Source organism: Jiulongibacter sp. NS-SX5, from assembly GCF_052828545.1.
In genome coordinates this window covers 3824942-3844460 of sequence record NZ_CM128248.1, presented here as the reverse complement: position 1 = coordinate 3844460, position 19519 = coordinate 3824942, and the positions used below count along the sequence as shown (strand labels likewise).

Below are 19519 nucleotides of genomic sequence, written 5' to 3'. Positions count from 1 at the left end.
TACATAATTCATCATTAAAAAAAATTGATATACCCATGAGAAAAGCCCTTAGTCTATTATTGATTTCACTTTTGAGTTTCCAAGCGAGTGCAAATGAGTTTGAATTCAAAAATTCTGAATTAGATCAGGAGTTTGCCGAGCTCAATGCTTTGGAAAGTCTTGTTGCAGAGCAAAATTTAACTCTTGAAGAGGTACAAAGTCTTCAACCAGAATTAGTCTCAAATATTGAATTAAACGCCACCGCCTCCATAAGCCAAACGGCAGGTGAGATGCCCGTTCTTGGACCATTCTGGTGGGGATGTTGCCTGGGAATTGTAGGTTTACTACTCGTTTATATCATTACAGATAATGACAAAGGCCAAGTAAAAACAGCCTTATGGGGATGTATCGTAAGTACTATTCTCTTAGGTGGTATCTACGGATTAAATCCTTTCGGCTGGTTTTAAAAACTCCTATTCTGGTATTGCTTAGCTTTGCATCACAATTACAATTGTGATGCAAAGACTTTTTATTCTCGCCCTAACCCTACTTTTCACTTTTGACTCAAACGCTCAGGTAGATACCACACAAAATCTGGAGCAGGTTAATGTCAAAGCCTTTTCAAGTGACAAATCTGTCACTGAAGTAGCAGCCCCGGTACATGTCATTTCAAAACCTGAACTCGACCGATTTGAGAATCAAGGCTTTGCAAATATTATCAACCAATACCCCGGCGTACGCATGGAAGAACGTTCTCCAGGCTCCTACCGTCTTTCAATACGAGGTAGCTCTGTAAGGTCCCCGTTTGGAGTAAGAAATATCAAAGTCTATTGGAATAACATTCCTCTGACTGATGCGGATGGCATCACTTATTTCAACCAGTTGGACATGAACACTTTTCAAGGTTTGGAGATCGTTAGAGGGCCATCGGCAAGTAATTATGGTGCAGGTATGGGGGGAGTTATTTTGCTGGACACTAAGGCCGGCAAACTACTCAATGGAAAAAAGAACAAGGTTCATCTAAACACGCATTTCGGGTCTTTTGGCACTCAGAATAGTTCGATCACTTTTACGTCAGCAAATAGTAAATCGAATACGCTAATCAACTATTCACGAGCAGCTACAGATGGTTTCAGAGATCATTCTGCTATGCAAAGAAATGTTCTAAACCTTAGAACCAGTTTCTACTTGAATGATAAGCATACCATTCATCTGTTTAGCTTCTTTGGTGACCTGAATTATCAAACCCCCGGCGGTCTTACTTACGAGCAGATGCTGGAGAATCCCAGATGGGCAAGGCAAGAAACTCGCTTTACCCCAAGTTCTGAAGCACAAAAGGCAGCAATAGACCAGAACCTTATCACTTTTGGAGTTAGTCAGGACTTTAAGTTTAACAATCGCGTGAGTTCTGAACTTTCAGTATTTGGAACTCGCTATGATCTGGAAAATCCTTTTATTACCAATTACGAATTCAGAGATCAACGATCAATTGGATTGCGAAGCAATAATATCTTCAAAGTCAATGACAGGCTACGGTTTATGGGAGGATTTGAAATCCTTCAAACGAATTCAAATTATGAAGTCTTTGATAATGATGGTGGCACCCCTGCTGCACCCCAGTTTGAAGAGCGTATTCAGTCTACCCAGCAATTGATCTTTGCTCAGATGGAAACTGAACTTCTCCAAAACCTAATCCTCAATGCAGGTGTAAGTCTGAACCAACAGGTTTATGATTACGCCAGAATTAATGGTTTAGAAGTCAACGAAAAATCAGGAGTTCCGCTAATGCCTCGTGTCTCTCTTTTGAAAAAGATTGGCGGCTTTGGTAGCATATTCGGAAGTATATCTGGAGGCTTCTCCCCTCCTACCGCCCAAGAGTTAATCGCCAATTTTGAAGATCAAAATTCTCAAGCAGAAATCCTAAATGCTGAATCTGGTGTAAATTATGAAATCGGTTATAAACTGAATAGAAAAACTCTTCAGTTTGAGATCAATACGTATCTCCTAGATGTCAATAATGCGATTATTCGCGAGGTAAATGCTGATGGCAGAGATCGCTTCCGTAATTCAGGAAAATCTATGCAAAAGGGTTTAGAAACGTACCTTTCCTGGAGAGCAGCTTGCGGAGAATCACTCAATTTATTGATTAAAGGAGGCGTGGATTTGAAATCATATACATACACTGAGTTTTCTGATAGAGAAGAAATTTATGATGGCAATTTGATTCCTTCAGTTCCGAGTGAAACTTATACGCTCCAGTTAGATTTGAATCACAAATCTGGACTTTACTGGAATAATAACCTAAGCCACCTTGGAGAAATGCCATTGAATAATGCCAACACGGTTTTTGCAGACCCTTTCACTCTGATCAATAGCCGTCTAGGCTACAGACTGAGTACTAAAACCATCGATTTTAATCTTTATTCCGGATTGAATAATATCCTCAACCAACGCTACAGTTTGGGTTATGATATTAATGCTTTCGGGAATCGTTATTATAATCCTTCGCCCAGTAGAAACTGGAATGCCGGTGCCTCAGTTGCTGTGAAGTTTTGATGAACTAATCCAGTAGATATATGTTACTACATATATTATTAAATTTGGATTATGAAAACGACACTATATAGAGCGAAAGACAGAGGACATGCCAATCACGGTTGGTTAGACACATACCACACATTTAGTTTTGCAGGGTATTATAATCCTGACCGTATTCACTTTGGTGCTTTAAGAGTATTAAACGATGATACTGTGGCTGGCGGAATGGGTTTTGGCACTCACCCTCATGATAACATGGAGATAATCTCTATACCGCTGGAAGGTTCATTAGAGCATAGAGATAATATGGGAAATGTGGCAGTGATAAAGGAAGGCGAGGTTCAAATAATGTCTGCTGGCACAGGGGTACAACACTCAGAGAAAAACCATTCAAACTCAGCGGCTGTGAAGTTTCTTCAAATTTGGGTTTTTCCGGAAGAGAAAAGTTTGACTCCAAGATATGAGCAGAAGTTATTTGACAAATCAAAAAGAGTAAACAAATGGCAAACTGTCGTTTCTCCAATGGATAGCTTGGATGAAGGGGTCAAAATTAATCAAAACTCCTGGTTTTCGTTAACAAACCTCAAAGCAGGTCAAGGGTTAAATTATACCTTGAATGATGCTAAAAACGGAGTTTTTGCTTTTGTCCTTTCGGGCGAGACAACTCTTGAAAACGAGACCCTTGGTCATAGAGATGCCATGGGTATTTCTGAGGCAAAAGAACTGAACCTTAAAGCAAATCAGGACTCTGAACTGCTATTGATGGAGGTACCCATGTTTGCCTAACGTAATCCCAATTTCAAGTGAGTAAGACAAAAATTAAAGAAATGAAAAAGCGAGAAATAAATAAAGTACTAAGTTCTGGTAGACAACCAATGGGAGAGCATTTTATGTATCAACCTTTGCCTGCCCGTGAAATTGAGAGCATTGATCCATTTTTGCTATTGCATCACCACGGTCCACATGTATTTAAACCATATAACCAAGGTTTGCCATTTGGCCCACACCCACATCGTGGTTTTGAGACACTAACTTTTATCTACAAAGGAGAAGTGGAGCATGCAGATAGTCAGGGTTTTCGGTCAGTAATAAAACCCGGAGGTGTACAGTGGATGACCGCGGGTAGAGGAATTGTACACTCTGAGAATATTCCGGCACATCTAAGAGAAAAAGGTGGTGAAATGGAGATCATTCAACTCTGGATGAACCTTCCAAAGAAGCTCAAAATGACTCCGCCGGCTTATCAGGGTCTTCAGGCAGAGGATATTCCTGTGGAAAAATCTGAAGATGGATTGGTAAAGACTCAAGTTATTGCAGGCAAACATGGCTCTTCTGAAGGTACGGCAAAATCTATGACCAACATGACAATTTTTAACGTTACAGCTAAAAATGGTGGTAAAGAGACTTACAAAGTTGGAGCTGGAGAAAATATTCTTTTCTACAATTTACGAGGAGAACTAAATGTAAACGGAAAGCTTCTATTCGATCATCAAATGATCGATTTTGCTGACTCAAGCGAAGACACAATTATTGAAATTCAGGCCCAGTCAGACGCTCAATTTATCATTTGTACAGGACAGCCCTTGAAAGAACCCGTAGTTTCACAAGGACCTTTTGTAATGAACACTACATCTGAGGTACTTCAGGCCATGCGAGATTATCAACTTGGCAAGATGGGTGTCATGTAATTAAGGCTGGAACTGATTACTACCAAAATCAGAAACAGATCCCGTTTTGAGTGTTAGGTTCTTTACAGTTCCTAATTTCTTCAGAACGGGTTTTTGATATACTTTCCTTTGCTTATTGCTTTTTGTCATTGGTTACTTATTTAAAAACTCTATGAGTAGTCCCATTCCCACTTTTTAGAAGGAGTATTCCGAATGTTTTTTCATCTATTCTTATTTCCGTTACAGCTCCTTTTTGAATGGCAGAAAAATTTACCGGTATACCTTTAATATCAAAGATGGACAACTCTGATACATCATAAACATCATCCAAATACAATAAATTATCCTTCATTGGGTTTGGGTATACATTTAAGACTCTACTTTCGCTGTTAGAAGAAAGTATCCTTGAAAGCTCATATGAGCCATCTAAATCAACCATTTTCAATCTGTAGTATCTGTAAAGATTGTTAGGCTCAAAATCAGAAAAAGAATAAATATTAGAATCAGAAGGTTCGACACGGCTAATCACCTCAAATGATTGAGCATCTATACTCTTTAACACCTCAAAATGACTAAAAAAAGACATCTCCTCCACTTTCCAGAATATCTCTATCCTATCGCTAAAGTTCATTAATTTTAACTCCTTTAAAACAACTGGAAAGCTTAAATCACTTCCAGATTGTACTCCAGTGCCTGATAATGCATCGATATCTGAGCCGTTGTACGTTTGCCCATTAAAATCAAAACTTATTTGATCAGGACTTCCCTTTAGACTAGCCACTGTTCCATCAAGGTTGGCCATGGAAACCCCTCTTAACTTTCCATTATCAAAATTTAATGTTGCCCCTGAATTTAGAGTTATTGATCGTACATTTTCAACTGAAGTGAGAGTAACAACACTAGGTGATTGAATAATTACATCATCACCAGAACCAGGCAAGACTGTTGCAGGGATGGTAGAGCCTGAACCGGTGTATACATTCCAATTGCCTAGAATATCCCAATCACCAGATCCATTATAAACATATGTCGCTGCTGATAAAGTATTAACATAAAGGATAATTACAAAAAAGAAAGGCCAAAAACATCTAGCTTTAGAGTTATGCTTCATTTTAATTCTTCACTTCTATGTGTATGAATACGAATTTATGTAACACAAGTCACATATTATTCCATAATTAGATAATTCTCTAACAATCTTTTTAAATACGATAAGGTTCCAGAAATAGTTGACTATCGTCAAACAAATGATTAGCTCAATTTTCCTTAAATAAATTCGTTTCTTTGTGAAACAAGAATATCTATCGACATCGTGAGTATTAAAATCAAAACATACCTTCTTTTACTGGCAACTTTTGTTGCTTTCTCGTGTAACTCTCAAAATTCCGGCGAACAAGCATCAGTAAGCTCTACAGAGCTACCTCTGTTTATTCAAGGGACCGTAAAAAGTGACTACCCGGAAAAAGTCTACCTGGAGAGAATGAACGAGAGAAACATAGCAATTAGAATAGACTCTGTAGAATTAGGTGCTGATCGTAAATTTGAATTCGATGTTACCATTCCTGAGCCTGGTATATATCAGGTAAATATTGATGACCAACAAATTGTGGGCTTAATTCTAGACGGTGGTGAGTCTCTAACCATTACCGCCGATGGTGAAGCACAAGTGGATCAAACCCCGGCGTACACTCTTGAAGGATCTGAAAGAATCAACCAGTTTAATGCAGTACTGAACGAAGCTCAAAATTTTGCTCAGCTCAGAGGATCATTAGAGGAAGAATTCAAGACGGCAAATGCCAAAAAACAAGCAGAACTCAGACAGCAATATCAGATGTCTTATAATAACCATAGGGAGACAATTAGACCGCTGATTGCAGAAATGGGAACTTCTTTGGCTGGTATTATAGCAGCCAATAACTTTCTGAATCCTGAGCTTGATAGTGATTATATGAATCAGCTGAAGGATCAACTTATAGCGGAAGGTAAAAACCATCAATTTGCCCAATTGTTTATTCAAACTGTCAATCAACAGTCAGTTGGAACAGAAGGAAGTATGGCTCCGGACTTTGAATTGACCAATCTGGCGGGAGAAACTATCAAACTAAGTGAATTACGCGGTAAAACTGTCATTCTTGATTTCTGGGCTACATGGTGCGGTCCATGTATTCGTTCTTTCCCTGGAATGAAGCAAGCTGTAGACAAGTATGCTAATAATGAAGATGTTCAATTCCTGTTCATCAATACGTTTGAAAGAGTTGGTGAAGGTCAATGGAAAGACCACGTAAAAAGTTTCGTTGACAAAAGAGGTTATAACTATCTAAACCCTCCTTTGGACCTTGGAAACGCTACCGCCCTGGCCTATGGAGTAGAAGGTATCCCTGCTAAATTCTGTATTGGCCCTGATGGCAAAATCAAACATAAAAGCACAGGCTTCTTAGGATCTAGCCAGGCCGTTTATGAAGAAATGGTGGAGTGGATTGAAAGTGAATAATCACTTCAATACTTTCCTTGACAATAGATAAAGTATAAAACCAATCAGCACCCCTATACTATCAGCCAGCCAGTCTAACCAATCAAAGGAGCGATAAAAAGAAGCTGGCAATAGAGCCTGGATGACTTCAATAACTAAACCAAACGCAGTACTGCTGAGCAGAATCCAAACAGTACGGTTTTGATAAACCCATAACCACAAAAACGTTATTGCGGCAAAAGCTATAAAGTGAGAGGCCTTGTCATTCAAACTGCCCGTATCTGGTAAATCCTGACTAGGTAAAACGCAAAGCAATAGTACAAGAAAAGTAGTCAATAATGCCCACCAAGGCTTTTGCAAAAGTCTTATAATCATTCTATTCGAATATATCGAGTACCATCAGAAAACAACTCGATGGAGTAGTTTCCTGGCTTATTTAAAAGTTGCTCTCTCGGCTCAGACCCTTCATAATAACTTTCTGAAAACGTTATTATACCTGTTCCGGTATTGACTATTTTCCATGTCAATCCAGTTCTTAAAGAAGGCTCAGGTAAAGTGTAAGTGGCATCAGCCCCCGTGTGGATGTATAAATAATATTCATCCGTCAATGTGGTATCTCCAGTAACCGAAACAAAATTTTGATTTAATGCCTGGACAGAAAGTTGATGTACTTCGCCATCATCATCTATTGAAAGAAGTTTGGAATCAGACTGCTCAGTAATTCCTGAAATCTTGAGAGGGTTTAAACCTGCATCAATGGTAAGAGGATGTGAGACAGATTCAGTACCGATACCAACATGACCACCAAAGTAATTATTTAGTATTGCCGGCTTCATGTAAACGCCCCAGCCATTTTCAATCATATCGGTATTGACTCCTCTGAAGTCCTCCATCCTCACAGCATAGAAGTTTTCTATTTCAGCGGTGTTGCCCGGGTCATTATCCGTAAAAAAACGCAAATTAAGTAAGTCAAACTGATCATTGGAGTACGACTCATCATTCTTATAAAATGTACCTGAAAGCCTTAAAACGGCTGCTCTTGTCATTGAACCTGAGTCCCGATAACCAAAGACAGACGGCATACCTCTGAAGTAGTTAAACTCGCTTGTGGCATTATGTACATCGGTATTCGGAATGGACGAGTGAAAGTTTGCGTAGTTATTAACAATCAAACCTCGGTAATTTGAACTAGAAGAAAGAGCCAATCCTACTCTGGTAGAATCACCATCTGTATTGGAATAATCATCAGGCTCATTTAAACCAATGTACATTCCGCGATTTTGGATACTGTCGTACTTCGTTACAATTCCAAACTTGTTATTAAACGGATTTTTGTAATACTCCGAGATCAATACCGAACCGCTTCTCCAAACTGTATCTGTGACGTTATTATTTGCAACTGTTGTATCTACTTTATTCCAGTTTTGAGCCAACACATGCAGGCTCAAAAACAACAGAACTATACACACAACCAGCCTTTTCATCTTATCTGGTAATCCAGCTAAATTCGTATTCGAGCTCAGGAACGCGTGTACGCTCCGCAATTCTTCTCAATCTGGCAGGTAGAGCCATGATATAATCTCTGGCTTTCTCAGCCTGTTCGGTTATATCTCGCATACCCTCAATATTCCAGTCCTTGATCAGGCTCTCCATGATTTCAATGTAATCATTGGCCGTATATACACCAAGACGCTGAGCAGCATCAGAGAAATGAGAGAATGTTTGCCCCATTTTCACTCCTGTTTCTCTCAGGAAATGAGCCGGCATCACAATCTTCTTTTTCATCATATACTCAAAAGCCAACATCATCTCAGAAGGATCTATTTCAAAGATCTTGCTCACAAAAGTCTTATAGGCCTTGTAGTGTCTCATCTCATCTGCGGCAATAACTCCACAGATTTTAGAGAGATGATTATTCCCATATTGCTTTGAAAGCGTAGCTGTCCTACGGTGAGAAATATTGGTAGCCAACTCCTGGAAAGAAGTGTACACAAAATTCTTATATGGATCGGTACCAGTACCAATATCAAAACCATCAGCTATAAGATATTGAGTTGAGGTCTCCATTTCTCTCATGTTCACTCTACCTGAGAGATAAAGATATTTATTGAGCAAGTCTCCGTGACGATTCTCTTCAGCTGACCACCATCTTACCCATTTGGCCCAACCTTGAGGTTCATTATCGTTATCCACTCCCTCTACAGACATCAACCACGATTCATAGGTTGGCAATGCCTCTTCTGTAATAGTATCGCCTATCAATACTGCGATGTAATCATATGGAAGCTCTTTGCAGGACTCCTGCAATAATTTAATATCAGTCAGAAAGTCTTCAGAATCAGACTCCGGAAGTAAATCAGATGGCTGCCAATTGGTATCAATCGGCTTCAGGAACTTACCAATAAGGTCGTCCATTTTAAGGCCTATGAATTTCATCACTTCTACACGTGAGGCAGGTAATTGCATATAAATTATTTAAGAGTGTTCTATTTACTGAAATACAAAGGTAAACAATAAACAGGGCGTTATGAATGAAAGCAATAAATTACCTTTGCAACTCTAATGAACTATAATTTAGGTGAAAACAGTCATTGATTACATACTAAGTGTCGTCTATCTCGTTTATTTCGGTCTGGTTTTGGTCGTTTTTCACGGAATTCAGTGGGTTGTTTACACCCTCTTCGGCTCAGATGCCCATCAGAAAACGGTGGAGTGGCTAAACTTCTTTTTAGTTCACGGATGGTGGCTCACAGGCTCTACATTCAAAGCCACTAAAACTGTAGAATTACCAACCGACAGGAGTATCATTTTCATCGCCAATCACCAGAGTATGTTTGATATCCCTGGTATCATCTGGTATTGGAAAAAGCACACACCAAAATTTGTTGCAAAAAAGGAGTTGGCAAAAGGCATTCCTTCTATTTCTTATAATTTACGCATTGCTAACGCAGCCCTTATTGACCGTAAGGATGGAAAATCTGCCGTAGTAGAGATTGCCAAGCTTGGTAAACATATTTGTGAGAATACCTTCTCGGCCGCTATTTTCCCTGAAGGAACACGCTCCAGAACAGGAAAGGTCAAAGAGTTTCATGTAGGTGGCGTGGCCACATTGCTCAAAAGATGTCCGAATGCCCTTATCGTGCCTATTGCTATAGAAGGCACTCAAAAATTTAACCCTAAAGGAATTTTCCCTTTAAGCTCTTTCTCAAAAATGCGTTTCACGTCATTAGAACCTATTGAGCCGCAGGGCAAAAAAGTAGATGAGATCGTAAACGAGGCCAGAGCTCAAATTATCAAGATTGTAGAAGGCTAAACCAGTCAATTCCTTAATTTTGCATCCCAATTTCGAATATATCATATGCTGAGAACACATACCTGTGGAGATTTAAGAAGTGAACACATCGATCAAAAAGTTACGCTTTGTGGCTGGGTACAAAAGACCCGTGACAAAGGTGGCCTTATTTGGGTTGACCTTCGTGACCGATACGGTATAACTCAGCTGATTGCTGAAGAAGGAGTTACAGCTGAGCCTATCGTAAAAAAGGTTAGAGAACTGGGTAGAGAGTTTGTGGTTAAAGTAAGCGGAACAGTTAAAGAACGTGAGGCTAAAAATGACAAAATACCAACGGGTGATATCGAACTTTGGATTGAAGAAATAGAAATCCTTAATCCGGCTAAACTTCCTCCTTTCCTTATTGAAGACGAAACAGATGGGGGCGATGAGTTACGCATGAAATACCGTTACCTTGATCTAAGAAGAAATACGGTAAGAGAAAAGCTTCGCCTACGTCATAAAGTAGCTTCTGCTACCAGAAACTTTCTGGATACTCAAGATTTTATTGAGGTTGAAACGCCAGTCCTTATAAAGTCTACTCCTGAAGGAGCAAGAGACTTTGTGGTTCCTAGTAGAATGAACCCGGGAGAGTTTTACGCCCTGCCACAGTCACCCCAGACTTTCAAACAGTTATTAATGGTGTCGGGCTTTGATCGGTATTATCAGATCGTAAAATGTTTCAGAGATGAGGATTTAAGAGCCGACAGACAGCCCGAGTTTACTCAAATAGACTGTGAAATGTCATTTGTGGAACAAGAAGATATTCTCAACACTTTTGAAGGACTAATCAGACATCTTTTCAAAACTGTTAAAGGGATTGATCTGGACACCGTTCCTAGAATGAGCTATGCTGATGCCATGAAGCTATATGGTTCAGATAAGCCTGATATCCGTTTCGGGATGCAGTTTGTAGAACTCAATGAACTGACCCAAAACAAAGGTTTTGGCATTTTCGATGCAGCTGAATTAGTCGTAGGTATCAATGCCACTGGCTGTGCTTCATATAGCCGTAAGGATATTGACAAACTTACAGATTGGGTCAAAAGACCACAGGTGGGAGCCAAAGGCATGGTTTACATCAAATATAACGAAGATGGCAGCCTAAAATCTTCGGTAGATAAATTCTACTCAGATGAAGACAAGAAGGCTATAGCCGAGAAATTTGATGCCAAACCGGGCGACCTGATGTTGATTCTTTCTGGTGATATCAATACAGTTAGAAAACAACTGAACGAACTTCGTCTAGAAATGGGTAATCGACTGGGGCTAAGAAATCCTGACGACTATAAAGTTCTTTGGGTTCTTGACTTCCCGCTTCTGGAGTTTGACGAGGAATCAAACAGATGGCATGCCATGCACCATCCGTTTACCAGCCCTAAACCAGAGGATTTGGACAAGATTGAATCCGCACCAAGAGAAGTAAGAGCCAATGCCTACGATATGGTCATTAACGGCACCGAAGTAGGTGGTGGATCAGTGAGGATCTTTGAGAAACCACTACAGCAGCAGATGTTTAAACTGCTCGGTTTCACACCTGAAGAGGCAGAGGCTCAGTTTGGTTTCCTGATGTCTGCGTTTGAATATGGAGCACCTCCACATGCCGGTATCGCCTTTGGATTTGACAGACTTTGTTCTTTATTCGGCGGATCAGATAGTATCAGAGACTATATCGCCTTCCCGAAAAATAACAGTGGACGCGATGTCATGATTGACTCGCCAGCATCAATTGACGATGAGCAATTAAAAGAATTGGGCATTGACCTAAAATAAATTGAAAAGGGAGATTTCATCTCCCTTTTTTTTATTGCATCTCATAAAAAGTCAAATCCTCCATTCTCCATGGAGCTTCAGCTTTATCGGTAAGGGTAAACCTTATCTTCCGAGCCATTGAAGGCTTCTCAAAGCGAATAACAGTTGTGTTTTTCGTACAATTCCCTTCCCACACTTTGGTCCAGGATTTATCATCTACAGAAACCTCAATTTTCATTTTTCTTGGATAGGTCTCTATTGGCGGAAGCCTATCTCTCCAATGCCCCTGAGGAATTCCCTTTGAGGCAAAATGAACCTCAGTCAGTTTTGAAGTCCCTTTAAAATCGACTTCAAAAAACATCTCTTTTTGCTGATCTTCTCCTGTGCTCCACCCCTCAAAATTAAAAGCACCGACCGGCTCTCCCGTTCCTCCTTTTCTCAGAGGTACAGCATGGCTGGCAGTTACAGTCCAACTCTCCTGTAAAGGTATTTCTTTGGGAATTGACTTTTTCAAATCCGAATAAAGGTAAGGACTGCTTTGTTCGGCGGTTTCTGCACGAACCCTTGCCACCTGATCCACTCCTATCAAAGAAGTTTCATTCTCAAAACCTGCCCGAACAAAAGAAGCTACATCAGCCACCCATTGATCATCGTTTTGATTCATAGGGACCATCACTACTCCTTCGTAAGACTTGCCCTCAATATCTCCCGTAACCCCTCTCAGGATCGTTTTGACAATATAATCTGAATGAGACCTCACATTTTTATTTCCTACAAATGAAGGAGCCATGAGCGACTCGCCCACTGGTGTTCCTCTACCATCTAGCCCATGACAGGTAGAACACAATTCTTTGTATATCTTCTGGCCTCTGGCAAGACTTTCCTTCTCCGCTTCAGAATAATTTGGGTTATTACGACCGAAGAAAGAATGAACCACAGGCGGATTTAATATTTGTTCAGCCACAAGCTGAATTCCATTTTCTGTTCTCTGTTCTTTGACTAATCTTACTTGATCATCTACTCCTTCTATCTTAAGCATCTTGGCTGTTTGCATGGCTCTTATGGCTAAATCAACATTTTCATGTTCAATCAAATTAAGATATAATGAAGCCAAAGATTTGTCACCCGCCTTATAAAGGCTCTCCCCTACCCACATGGCTGCCATTTGAATTCTTTGGCTATCTGATTTCATCAATCGTTTAACCAATTCTGCAGGCAATTGACCTAAGCCCTCTAAAACCCACAAGGCGTGAATTCGGGCATTGGTATTTGAGCTGTGCTCCACAAGGGCAATCAATTCATCAACAACAGACATATCCTGACGTAAAACCAGCAATTGCTGAGCTTTATCTCTCCACCAGCCATTCGGATGCTCCAGATGTTTTACTAATTCTGACGAACTCTCTTCAAACATTCGAGGCTGTTTGCTATCTCTTTCAAAGTCCCGATGACTTAGACGCCATATTCGGCCAAGACCAATCACTTTATCCAGTTGATATTGCTCAATTTTCACTCTCAAGTACGAACCTTCTCCTGCCCATTCTCCTTCCTGAATAATACCATGATACATATCTGTGATGTACATGGTGCCGTCTGGAGCCGTAGTCATATCCACGGGTCTGAAAAGCGGATCTGTGGAGCTAATAAATTCAGTCTTCAAGGATTGAAAAGGGTTTCTCAATTCTGTTATACCCTCGTTATTCTTCTGACTTACTTGTCTCACTATTCTAGCCACTGGCTCTCCATAGAAATACTCGCCATAAATTTCAGAAGGTAATCTGTCTCCTCTAAAAATATCATTACCAGCCGCTCCCGTAACTTGATTTAATGATCCGTCTGGCTGACGCACGGCCCTCATACCAGCCTGCATATCTGCCACTTTTACAGCCGCACCCCAAGGCTCTCTAAAACCTTCTTCAAAATTCCCGGCCTTCACCACATAATCACCGAGATGAACCGGAAACTGCCAATAAGACGGAACACCATTAGAGCCTCCTTGAAACCATAATTTACCATCATCATCATGAGTGATACCCCATTGAGCATGATTAGAGGCTGTACTTTCTCTTAAGACCTGACCATTGACTTCCCGAACTCTGAAAGGGTTGACTGTACTGTACAACCAATTATCCATACCCCAATACAAAAAAGCCTGCTGATGTTCTACATTGCCGGCACGGCCAAAATCACCACAGAAAAACTCCTTTTTGTCTGCCTTACCATCACCATCTGTATCTGTGTATTTATAAACGTTATCCTGATTTGACTCCATGGTCAAAATACAATCTGGCCCATAGGGCAAAACAAAACGAGGAAAGACGAGATTATCAACGAACATACCGCCTGTTTCATAGACGCCATCGTTATCAGTATCCTCCCAACGAGAAATACCTGAAACCGGCTCCAGGGTACCATCAGAATCTGCGGTGAGCATATAACTCCTTAACTCCAGCACATACATTCTTCCGTTCCCGTCAAAAGAAATAGCACCTGGTTGTTGAATCTGAGGTTCGGTCAATACCGTATTCATCTCAAAACCATCTTGTAGAATAAAATGCTCTTTTTCCTGTTCTACAGTAAGAGGCAATACCGGCGGTTTGGGTTCTATATCAATCCCTTTCCAGTAGGCACTTGAGGTATCTGCTGTTATAGGAATGCTTACTTTGGGATACTTTTGAGCTTCTAATTCGGCTGTAGAAACTTTCACTTGACTTCTTTGAGTGGTCTGACACTTAAAAAGAAAAAGTGTACATACCAGTAATACAGACTTACTGAATAAAGTCTTTCCGGAGGCTTTCATTTAGGTATAATTTCAATAAAGTCTAGCAATTTATAAAGAAAAAGGTCATTGACTGATATCAATGACCCTCCTGTAGATAAACGGCTCCTTTTCAAAGACTTTAATTCTCACCAAAGTTATCGGCAATGATTTTCCTCAACGCCTGATGTGGCCTTAAACCAGCTTTCCTGTACGTTTTGGGCTCCTCAGCATCTTGAGATTTCTCTTCAGCAATTTGGAGCTGCCCTTTCCTGATTTTCTCGTATTCTTCATCAGTCATCTCTTTACGGCTACGCTCACCAGTGCTGTATCCGTTTCTGTAATTATTGACTCTTGAGTTCTTCATCGCTGACTTGATCAACTCCAAAATTTCTTTGCGTTCTATTCTCAGCTCTGCCTTTTCTTCTTGTAATCTGTTTAAAGACCCCACCAGCTCCAATTGGCTTGAGAAATGACTTTGCTCGGCACGAGCACGCTCTATAGATTTCTGAAGCTGAAGCTGCTGAGGATATAGCTTTTTCAATCGTCTGTTGGCACGTCTTATTGAAGGATTTAAAGCAAATCCCCTTCTCCAGTAGGTTTGTAATATAGGGAAGGCTATTCCCAGGCAAATTGCTCCTGCAATGGCAAACAAAACACCACTTAAAATAAATGACAACATGGCCCAAGGGCTATTGACCAGATCGATATTTAGTTGATCATACTCAGCCAATTTTTGGTCAATCTTTTCTAAAATAGCTCCCTGATCTACCGCAACTGAGGGATCTAGAGGAGTGCTTTCCAGCTGTAAAGACTTGATCTGTCTGTTTATTCCTTCTTTGAGTTTGTCGGTTTTGTAAGCCTCATATCTAAACCAACCTAAAACCACCAAAGTACCTACAGAGATGACCAATAAAACCACTTGAAAAGCACCATAAGCTTTTTTGCCTTGCCCTTTTAAGTATGGCTGCTCTACCAGTCTTTCGTAGGCCGGCTTAAGCAATATAGAAAGAGAAGCCAAACCTATAGCGAACGCCCAGGCTTCAAATGTGTTTCTGATGTTAAGAGCATACGCCACTATCTCATGTGAGATTATGAGATCACCCGCTACAAAAGCGATACCCGCCAGAAGATATAGTACCCCTGCCAGCATGGCGTAAGGTGTTCTTGATTCCTTTTTCTCTTCTTCTTTTTCTTTCTTTTCAGTCTCCCATTTTTCAATAGAATTACCCACACCCTCCAGCTCCTTAGAAAGAGAATTCACTTCGGCAGTCTTGGCCAATAAATGCTGGCTAACCGGAAGTTGATCTTTTTTATATGCTTCTATTTGAGCATCAATGTTCTTTAAATTTTCCTGATTCTCGTTATATCTATCGAGCAGCCAGCTATGTTCTACCTCTGCTTGCAGATACTCCTGAAAATGCTCAGACTCCACATTCCCGAGCCCACTTTTAAAACCTTGATTATATTCCTGATTCTCCATGTTAGTCAATGATATTTTTGATTTGGGCTTTGGTCAATTTATCTCGGTAGCTTCTTGCCAGCTTGAATTCACTTTCAAAAAGATGCACGTAAGCCAGTTTCTGACTTTTAATTTCCTCTAGCTGGCTTTCCACCTTATTCATTTCAGGAATAATCTTCCATTTTTCTACACGAATCTGATCCAGCTCTTCGGTAAGTCGATCTATTTCGTTTTCAATCTCGGCCATACCCTTTTCCTGATTTCTTTTGATCTCCAGGTTTCTTTGCCAGGTATTGAAATCATCTTTGAAAAGGCTAATATTCTCCAAAAACAATTTACCTGAATACAGAAATAATGAGAGTGTAAACAAGAATAACCCTAAGGAAAGTCCTGCTCCTAACTGAGGCCAGGCCTGCAGTAATACAAAAACTGAGGCCGTAAAAGGCAAAAGAGTTTCACTTAGTACTCTTCGCCAATTGATCTCTTCCTCTGAGTGTTGCAAGAAACTTTTGCCAGTAAAAAAGTTATACATCCCGGCAAAAAACACCCCCGCGGTGACAAGCCAATGTACCTCAGGGTAGGCAGTTTGCATCACGGTATTAATCAAAAAGAAATTACCACAAGCCATGACCACTGATAGGATCAGACTGACGGTGGTTCTTGGCAATTGATGCAAAGCTCTTTCTGCTTTTTCAAAATCACCTCCTCTTCTCTTTTGATCTTCTATTCGCTCTTCAATTCTGGAGATCCTCAAATTATGCTCGCCTATTTGCTCGGTATATAGTTCGCTTTGCTTTTTGAAAGCCGCACCTCGCTCATCAAAAACAGACTCTATCAGGATGATCTTATCCCGGGCATCAGCATCTGTCAATCCGAAAATCACACCTTCATCACGAAGTTGACTTTCATCTTTGAGCCATTCTGGCAATTCAATTTTGGGATAGTTAGTAACAGGTGCAGCATCAAACTCGGGCCCGGTTTCCTGATCTAAACTTTGCTGTGGAATAAGCACTTCCGGTTTATTATTTGACTCAATATCAGACTTTAAAAAGGTTTGATCTTTAACTTCCGGAATTTCAAAATATGGTTCTTCCAGCTCTTCTCTTTCTCTCTTAAAGAACTGCTGAATAAGCATAAACGGATTCATAGGCAATTAATGGTAATAGCTTTCAATCATAAACTTTCAAAATCATTATTTTATTTTTGTACCTCAATAAAAATTTGATGAACGGTATTTCTGTAAAAGGCCTAAGAGTCAAGAATTAAATAGCAATCTGCGGAACAAATAGCTAGGGAATACCTATCATACTTAAGGTCAGTCACAAGACTCGACCTTTCAAGATAGAATTGAAAAATGAAATTAAACTTTAGAAAGATAGGAGAAGGAAAACCGGTTGTAATTCTTCATGGTGTTTTCGGCAGTAGTGACAACCTTTTTACAGTATCTAAAAAACTCGCTGAAAATGATCTGGCTATCTATGCTCTTGATGCCCGAAATCATGGACAATCTCCGCGTAGCAATGAACTTAACTACGAAGTCATGGCCGATGATCTTCATGAGTTTCTGGTGGATGAGAATATTGAAAACCCGGTAATTATAGGGCACTCGATGGGTGGTAAAACGGTTATGCAGTATGCCCAGAAATACGACAATTTCGAGAAGCTGATCATCGTTGACATCGCTCCCCGTTTCTACCCTACGCATCATGACCATATCATCGCGGGGCTAAACGCCATTCCTATTGACACCATAAAAAGCAGAAAAGAGGCAGAAGAAATATTTTCTGAATATGTGAGCAGTTTTGCAGAGCGACAATTCATTCTTAAGAATATTTACAGAGCTGAAGGTGGTGGTTTTGATTGGAGAATCAATGTGCCGGTGATCACAGAAAGCATTCACGAAGTAGGAGCTGAGATACCAAGCGAAAAGCTTATCGACAAACCTGTGCTTTTCATGCGTGGCTCAGAATCTTCTTATATCACGGATGAAGACTTTGCCAGTATTCAGAAAACGTATACCGATGCAAGTCTGGAAACTATTGAAGGAGCGAATCATTGGATTCATGCCACTAAACCCGCTGAATTTATGGCCTCTGTTTTAGCCTTCTGCTCATGAAAGTAATCCAACATGAGATTAGACTTAAACCGTTCAGAAGGGGTTTTCATTTGATCACAGATGAAATTCTTAGAGCTATTCCTGAAATTTCTTCTATCAAGGCAGGAACACTACAGGTATTTATCAAACATACTTCGGCTTCTCTTACGCTGAATGAAAACTGGGACCCTACGGTTCGAGGAGATTTTGAAAGACATATCAATGTGATGGTGCCGGAGAATGCTCCATATTACGAACATAATTATGAAGGCTCAGATGATATGCCCGCTCATATCAAGGCTTCTCTTTTTGGGAGTTCGGTGCAGATTCCAATCACTAATGGAAAACTGAACACCGGTACCTGGCAGGGCATTTATTTATGTGAACACCGCAATGCAGACTCGGGCAGAAGTTTAGTCTTGACGGCATTTGGCATATAAAAAAGGGCTGCATTTCTGCAGCCCTTTTTATTTATCAATTCTCAAAGAATTACAATCCTTTAAGAGCTTCGTTCATTGTTCTTACTGCTTCAGCAGAAGCTTCAAACGCCGCTTTTTCTTCGTTGCTTAGTCTGATATTGATGATCTTCTGCCATCCACCTTTACCTAATACTACCGGTACACCAATACAGATGTCTTTCTGACCATATTCACCATTTAGGTAAACACAAGAAGGAATAATTTTCTTCTCATCTCTTAGGATAGCCTCAACTACCTGACAAATAGCCGCACCCGGAGCATACCATGCCGAAGTTCCTAAAAGACCTGTAAGTGTAGCACCACCTACCATTGTTTTTTGCTTCACCTCATCAAGGTTATCAGCATTGATAAATCTGCTCACCGGAAGACCATTCCAAGTAGCCAGACGAGTTAATGGAATCATCGTTTTATCACCATGACCACCGATTACCATACCGCTGATATCGTTTTGTGAAACACCCATAGCCTCACCAAGTCTGTAACGGAAACGAGAAGAGTCAAGAGCTCCACCCATACCGATAACACGCTTCTTATTGATACCCATTTCCTGAGCAATCTGGTATGTAAGGTAAGTCATGGTATCCATTGGATTAGATACAATAACGATAACGGCTTTTGGAGAAACCTCAAGAGCACTGGTAACTACTGTTCTAACGATACCTGCATTGATACCGATCAACTCTTCACGAGTCATACCCGGCTTACGCGGTATACCTGAAGTAACTACAATAACATCGGACTTAGCAGTTTTAACGTAGTCATTAGTAGACCCAACGATATTGGTATCAAAACCCAAAAGAGAGCTTGTTTGGTTAAGGTCCATGGCCTTACCTTCAGCGTATCCTTCTTTAATATCTAATAAAACTACTTCATCAGCTACCTCTCTACGTGCTATTACATCAGCGGCTGTAGCACCTACCGCACCTGCTCCTATTACAGTTACTTTCATTATTTATTGTTCTTTTTTGAATCGTCAGGGAAATTCCTG

At 40.3% G+C, this 19519-nt stretch carries 18 protein-coding genes; 9 read left to right on the top strand and 9 right to left on the bottom strand.

The annotated features are described in order from the left end of the window. The first annotated feature begins 35 nt into the window (after positions 1-35). Genes ACUXV0_RS16735 through ACUXV0_RS16720 form a run of 4 tightly spaced genes read left to right on the top strand, consistent with a single transcriptional unit; the run spans position 36 to position 4205 of the window. Entirely contained in the window at positions 36-446 is a 411-nt protein-coding gene (locus ACUXV0_RS16735) for a hypothetical protein (protein WP_446190723.1), read from the top strand. A 49-nt stretch (positions 447-495) separates the two neighbouring features. Further along, positions 496-2535, top strand: a complete 2040-nt coding sequence (locus ACUXV0_RS16730; RefSeq protein WP_446190722.1) for a TonB-dependent receptor family protein — start codon at positions 496-498, stop codon at positions 2533-2535. 51 nt (positions 2536-2586) lie between these two features. Beyond that, complete coding sequence (locus ACUXV0_RS16725) at positions 2587-3303, top strand: pirin family protein (protein ID WP_446190721.1); 717 nt, start codon at positions 2587-2589, stop codon at positions 3301-3303. Positions 3304-3344: 41 nt separating this feature from the next. After that, positions 3345-4205 (top strand): pirin family protein, encoded by an 861-nt coding sequence (locus ACUXV0_RS16720; protein WP_446190720.1) that lies wholly within the window; start codon positions 3345-3347, stop codon positions 4203-4205. On the opposite strand, the gene ACUXV0_RS16715 is transcribed toward ACUXV0_RS16720, so the two are convergent. Then, complete coding sequence (locus ACUXV0_RS16715) at positions 4206-4334, bottom strand: lasso RiPP family leader peptide-containing protein (RefSeq protein ID WP_446190719.1); 129 nt, start codon at positions 4332-4334, stop codon at positions 4206-4208. A 7-nt stretch (positions 4335-4341) separates the two neighbouring features. Continuing rightward, positions 4342-5295 (bottom strand): hypothetical protein, encoded by a 954-nt coding sequence (locus ACUXV0_RS16710; RefSeq protein ID WP_446190718.1) that lies wholly within the window; start codon positions 5293-5295, stop codon positions 4342-4344. Between the two features lie 201 nt (positions 5296-5496). Here ACUXV0_RS16710 and ACUXV0_RS16705 point away from each other — a divergent pair, with 201 nt between their 5' ends. Next, positions 5497-6675, top strand: coding sequence for a redoxin domain-containing protein (locus tag ACUXV0_RS16705; RefSeq protein ID WP_446190717.1), 1179 nt, complete (start codon positions 5497-5499; stop codon positions 6673-6675). On the opposite strand, the gene ACUXV0_RS16700 is transcribed toward ACUXV0_RS16705, so the two are convergent. From ACUXV0_RS16700 to ACUXV0_RS16690, 3 genes are read right to left on the bottom strand one after another with little or no spacing between them, the layout of a single operon-like run. Beyond that, on the bottom strand, positions 6676-7029 hold the full coding sequence (locus tag ACUXV0_RS16700; protein ID WP_446190716.1) for a VanZ family protein: 354 nt from the start codon (positions 7027-7029) through the stop codon (positions 6676-6678). Next, positions 7026-8138 carry a hypothetical protein gene (locus ACUXV0_RS16695; RefSeq protein WP_446190715.1) on the bottom strand — a complete coding sequence of 371 codons (1113 nt, stop codon included), beginning with the start codon at positions 8136-8138 and terminating at the stop codon, positions 7026-7028. Before ACUXV0_RS16695 ends, ACUXV0_RS16700 begins: the two co-directional genes overlap by 4 nt. 1 nt (position 8139) lies before the next feature. Beyond that, positions 8140-9120, bottom strand: a complete 981-nt coding sequence (locus ACUXV0_RS16690; protein ID WP_446190714.1) for an acyl-ACP desaturase — start codon at positions 9118-9120, stop codon at positions 8140-8142. 112 nt (positions 9121-9232) lie between these two features. Here ACUXV0_RS16690 and ACUXV0_RS16685 point away from each other — a divergent pair, with 112 nt between their 5' ends. Together ACUXV0_RS16685 and aspS are read left to right on the top strand one after the other, a co-directional pair. Further along, positions 9233-9967: a lysophospholipid acyltransferase family protein gene (locus ACUXV0_RS16685; protein ID WP_446190713.1), complete on the top strand. Its 735-nt coding sequence runs from the start codon at positions 9233-9235 to the stop codon at positions 9965-9967. Positions 9968-10012: 45 nt separating this feature from the next. Next, complete coding sequence (aspS, locus tag ACUXV0_RS16680; RefSeq protein ID WP_446190712.1) at positions 10013-11758, top strand: aspartate--tRNA ligase; 1746 nt, start codon at positions 10013-10015, stop codon at positions 11756-11758. 31 nt (positions 11759-11789) lie between these two features. On the opposite strand, the gene ACUXV0_RS16675 is transcribed toward aspS, so the two are convergent. The 3 genes from ACUXV0_RS16675 to ACUXV0_RS16665 form a co-directional block, all read right to left on the bottom strand. Continuing rightward, positions 11790-14537, bottom strand: a complete 2748-nt coding sequence (locus tag ACUXV0_RS16675) for a DUF7133 domain-containing protein (protein WP_446190711.1) — start codon at positions 14535-14537, stop codon at positions 11790-11792. A gap of 100 nt (positions 14538-14637) precedes the next feature. Continuing rightward, positions 14638-15978: a hypothetical protein gene (locus ACUXV0_RS16670; RefSeq protein WP_446190710.1), complete on the bottom strand. Its 1341-nt coding sequence runs from the start codon at positions 15976-15978 to the stop codon at positions 14638-14640. Between the two features lies 1 nt (position 15979). Beyond that, the gene (locus tag ACUXV0_RS16665) at positions 15980-17104 is read right to left on the bottom strand and encodes a hypothetical protein (RefSeq protein ID WP_446190709.1); all 1125 of its coding nucleotides are present in this window, start codon (positions 17102-17104) and stop codon (positions 15980-15982) included. A 207-nt stretch (positions 17105-17311) separates the two neighbouring features. On the opposite strand from ACUXV0_RS16665, the gene ACUXV0_RS16660 reads away from it, so the two are divergent. Together ACUXV0_RS16660 and ACUXV0_RS16655 are read left to right on the top strand one after the other, a co-directional pair. After that, complete coding sequence (locus tag ACUXV0_RS16660) at positions 17312-18073, top strand: alpha/beta fold hydrolase (RefSeq protein ID WP_446190708.1); 762 nt, start codon at positions 17312-17314, stop codon at positions 18071-18073. Then, positions 18070-18492: a secondary thiamine-phosphate synthase enzyme YjbQ gene (locus ACUXV0_RS16655; protein WP_446190707.1), complete on the top strand. Its 423-nt coding sequence runs from the start codon at positions 18070-18072 to the stop codon at positions 18490-18492. Before ACUXV0_RS16660 ends, ACUXV0_RS16655 begins: the two co-directional genes overlap by 4 nt. Before the next feature lie 49 nt (positions 18493-18541). Here the strand turns inward: ACUXV0_RS16655 and ACUXV0_RS16650 are convergent, their stop codons facing one another. Further along, positions 18542-19480, bottom strand: coding sequence for a malate dehydrogenase (locus ACUXV0_RS16650; protein ID WP_446190706.1), 939 nt, complete (start codon positions 19478-19480; stop codon positions 18542-18544). Positions 19481-19519: the final 39 nt, after the last annotated feature.